This window comes from Corallococcus carmarthensis (genome assembly GCF_003611695.1).
GTDB classification, from domain to species: domain Bacteria; phylum Myxococcota; class Myxococcia; order Myxococcales; family Myxococcaceae; genus Corallococcus; species Corallococcus carmarthensis.
The window spans coordinates 1-3,654 of the sequence record NZ_RAWE01000399.1 but is presented as its reverse complement, the minus strand read 5'-3'; the positions used below and the strand labels follow the sequence as shown (position 1 = coordinate 3,654).

Here is a 3,654-nt window from a genome sequence, read left to right as displayed (position 1 = left end):
CACCGAATCCGAGTGGAGCCCGCGGGGGGTCGTGCATGATCCGGCCCCGCCCACCGCGCCGCTGGCCCAGCCCGTCCTGCGCGTCTTCTGCGCGGTGCCGGGCCAGTCGCTGCGCGAGCTGCGCACCGGAACGGCGTGCACCCCGGGCGCCACGCTGGCCTTCGCCGCGGGTGCCCGTCCGCCCTACACCCACGTCGCGGTGCGGGTCCGCACCGGCAACCACTCGGAGGTCAACGGCCCGTTCGCGCTCAGCGGCAAGGCCGGCGAGGAGCGCCCCCTGGAGCTGACGGTCGCGCTGCCCGCGGGCGCCGATATGGCGGAAATCACCGCTACGTTCTCCGAGCACCCGGACGCCACCCTGGCGGCCCTGCTTGGCAGGACGACGGAGGGGGTGGTGGTGCTCAGGCAGGAGGTCCGGGTAAAGGATTCTCCATGAAGAAGCTGGAAGTCCTCCTGGGAGCGGCCCTGCTGATGGCGGCCCCGGAGGCATTCGCGGACACCGTCCGGCGCGCGCTCGTCATCGCCCACAACGGCAGCGACGACCCGGCGCTCGCCCCGCTGCGCTACGCGGACGACGACGGCGTGCTGTGGGCGGAGACGCTCAAGCGGCTGGGCGTGGAGACCACGCTGCTCGTGGACCCGGACGAGCCCACGCGCAAGGGCGGCAGCCTGGTGCTGAAGTCCGCGCAGGCCCCCACGCGCGCCGCGGTGGAGCAGGCCGTGAAGCGGTTGCAGGCGGCGGCGCTCGCGGACCGCGCGGCGGGACACCAGACGGACGTGATCATCGTCTACGTGGGCCACGGCAACACGGATGACGCGGGCCGCGCCTACTTCACGCTCGCCGACGCGCGTCTGGACCGGACCAGCCTCTACACGGAGGTCGTGGATCCGCTGGGCGCGGACTACGTGCACGTCATCGCGGACGCGTGCCGCGCCTCCGGCGTGGTGGGCAGCCGCGGCGGCACTCCGGACGCGGCGGTGCTGGCGGAATTGCGCGGGGTGCTCGCGCGTGAGCAGTTGGCGTCGCGCCCGCACGTGGGTGCCCTCTTCGCGGAGAGCGAGGACGGGGAGACGCACGAGTGGTCCCGCATCCGCGCGGGCGTCTTCAGCCACGTGGCCCGCTCGGGCCTCCTGGGCGGCGCGGACATCAACGGCGACGGACAGGTGGAGTACAGCGAGCTGGCCGCGTTCGTGGCCGCGTCGCTGCACGGCGTGAAGGGCATGCCCGCGCGCCTGTCCGTCAACGCCTTCGCGCCCACGGCCGAGCCCCGCCGCCCGCTGGTGGGCCCCGCGCCGGAAGGCCCCCGGGTCACCTTCCCCGCGGGCTTCGAGTACGCGCGCCTCTCCGTGGAGGACGCGGACGGCCAGCGGCTGGTGGACGTGCGGCGCTCGCTGCAGCAGTGGACGCAGATCCTCCTGCCACCGCGCGACGTGTACTGGGTGCGCGCGCCGGACGCGGAGGCGCGGGTCACGCTGGCGCAGCTGTCCTCGGGCCCGCCCGAACTGCGCCCGCGCGAGCTTCAGGAACGAGGTCCCGCGGAGGAGGCACTCCGCCGGGGCCTCTTCGCCGTGCCGCTGGACCGGTCCTTCTACGACGAGTACGTCGCCGCCGTGGGGCTGGTGCCGGTGGACTTCAGCAACCCCTTCCAGCCCTCCGTCATCGGAGGGGCGCGCTCGCCGCTGGCCGTGGCGGCGCCTTCCGACTGGACGTCGAAGCTGGAGCTGGGCCTGGGCGCGGGGCGCTCGCCGCTGGGGCTGGCGAAGTTCGCCACCGGGCCCAGCCTGTCGTGGCGCACGCCGTCCTCGCTGCACCTGCTCTACTACGGCGTGCGCGGGGCGTACGGCGTGACGCCGCTCGCGGCCCGGGACGGCATCCGGCTGCACCGCTTCACGGTGGAGGGCCTGCTGGGATTGCAGGCCCCCGCGAGCACGCCGCTGTTCGCGGAGGTGGGGCTGGGCTGGGGACTCCTGGGCCTGACGGCGCCGGGCTTCCGCCAGGCGGACCCCACGCTGCTCACCGGCCACGTGGCCGCGGGCGTGATGGGGCGGGTCGCGGGCCTGCCCCTGCGGCTGTCCGCCCGGGTGGGCCTGGACCGCGTCACCGCCAATGGCCAGACCGGAATGGATCCGCAGTACGGCCTGGAAATCTCACTGAGGCGCTAGCGGACGCGGGCCATCGGGCCCGGCCGTGTCCGCGCGCGGGTGCGCTGCTGTCGCTCCCGTAAGCGCCAACCCCGAGCCCTGACGGTTCTCCCCTTGCCCCGTTCATTCCTGGTGCACACCGCGCTGTCGAGCGCCGTCGTGGCCGCGTTCCTGCTGACCGGCTGCGACCCCATCTGCACGAATGGGGTTTCCAAACCCGGGCAGGGACAGGTGACCCGGAGCGCCTCCGGCACCTGCGTGCAGCTGGTGGTGACCCGCCCCGACGCCGGCGAGGAGGGTGACCCCGACGGAGGTGACGGAGGCGGGCTCCCCGACGCGGGCACGGATGGCGGGGAGTGCGCCACGCCGGGCTGGAAGACGCGGGTGCTGGACGAGGGCCTCGACGTCATCACCGCCGCGTTCGTCTTCGACGCGCAGGGCGTGGGCCACTATGCCTATTCGAAGGACTCCCATCTCCACGTGGGCACCACCCGGCCAGGCGACGTGCCGGTGCAGGTGAGCAGCGTGTGGACCGCCTATGACGTGCACATGGCCGTGGGCACGGACGGCACGCACCACGTGCTGTTCCAGCAGGGCGACAACGTCGGCTACGCACACGACACCGGCGGCGTCTGGCGGGCCCAGCTGCTGGGAGAGGGCTGGACGGGGGCCATCACCCTCGATGCCCACGACGCGCCGCACCTGCTCATCGGCCGGCCCTACCCCCAGGTGGGCTACCTGCTCGGCACCCGTTCCAACACGGGGGACTGGACCCTGACGCCACTGGAGGCGGTCGGTGCCAAGGGCGACCGCGAGCGGCTGGCCGTGGATGCCACCGGGCACGTCCACGTCGTGTTCGTTCGCATGGACGAAAGGGGGAAGTTCCAGGTCGTGTACGCGAGCAACACGTCGGGGACGTGGCTCGCCGAGCCGCTGGACTGGCGGATTCCCCTGAGCTCACCGCGCTACCGCATCGCGCTCGAGGTGGACCCGACGGGACGGCCTTCCCTGCTGGCCTCCGACACCCAGGGCGCGTGGCTTTGGGTGAAGGAGGCCAGCGGCTGGACGTCGCACGGGCTCGGGGCCTTCCTGAGCCGGGGCCCCGCGCTGTCGAGGAACGCCGCCTACCCGAGCCTCCTCCATGTCCTGATGGATGACGCGGACGTGAACGCGGATTTGAACGGGAGCGCCAGCCAGCTGATCGTGAAGACGCTGTCCGACACGAGCCCCGTCGGCTCGACGCCACCGCTCGTCCTGGAGACGCGGGATGGCGGCAACGCGTTTCCCGGCCCCTCTGCGGTCCACGTGGATGCTCTGGACCGGATGCAGGTGGGCTTCTCCTACGTGCACTACTTCCGCCCGGCGGACGGCGGCGCGCCGGAGACGACGCGCGGCCTGCGCTACGCGCGCTACTGCCCCCCTTGAGGCCGGCGCGGGAAGCAGGCGGTTGCGGGGCACGGAAGCGGGCGCCTACAGTCGCCGCGCCTTGAGCACGTCCGTCCCCCACCCGAG

Annotated in this window: 2 protein-coding genes and 1 pseudogene; all 3 read left to right on the top strand. The window is 73.3% G+C overall.

Annotation, left to right across the window (positions count from 1 at the left end; translation table 11 throughout):
- Positions 1–436: pseudogene (locus D7X32_RS43645) on the top strand (hypothetical protein); the annotation flags it as partial.
- The gene (locus D7X32_RS43640) at positions 433–2,163 is read left to right on the top strand and encodes a caspase family protein (RefSeq protein ID WP_120608372.1); all 1,731 of its coding nucleotides are present in this window, start codon (positions 433–435) and stop codon (positions 2,161–2,163) included. The pseudogene D7X32_RS43645 and the gene D7X32_RS43640, both read left to right, overlap by 4 nt.
- A gap of 93 nt (positions 2,164–2,256) precedes the next feature.
- Positions 2,257–3,567 carry a hypothetical protein gene (locus tag D7X32_RS43635; RefSeq protein ID WP_120608371.1) on the top strand — a complete coding sequence of 437 codons (1,311 nt, stop codon included), beginning with the start codon at positions 2,257–2,259 and terminating at the stop codon, positions 3,565–3,567.
- Positions 3,568–3,654: the final 87 nt, after the last annotated feature.

What these genes read in the sequence shown, in the direction of transcription:
- D7X32_RS43640 (WP_120608372.1), top strand. Translation starts at nt 433, where the DNA reads ATGAAGAAGCTGGAAGTCCTCCTGGGAGCGGCCCTGCTGATGGCGGCC.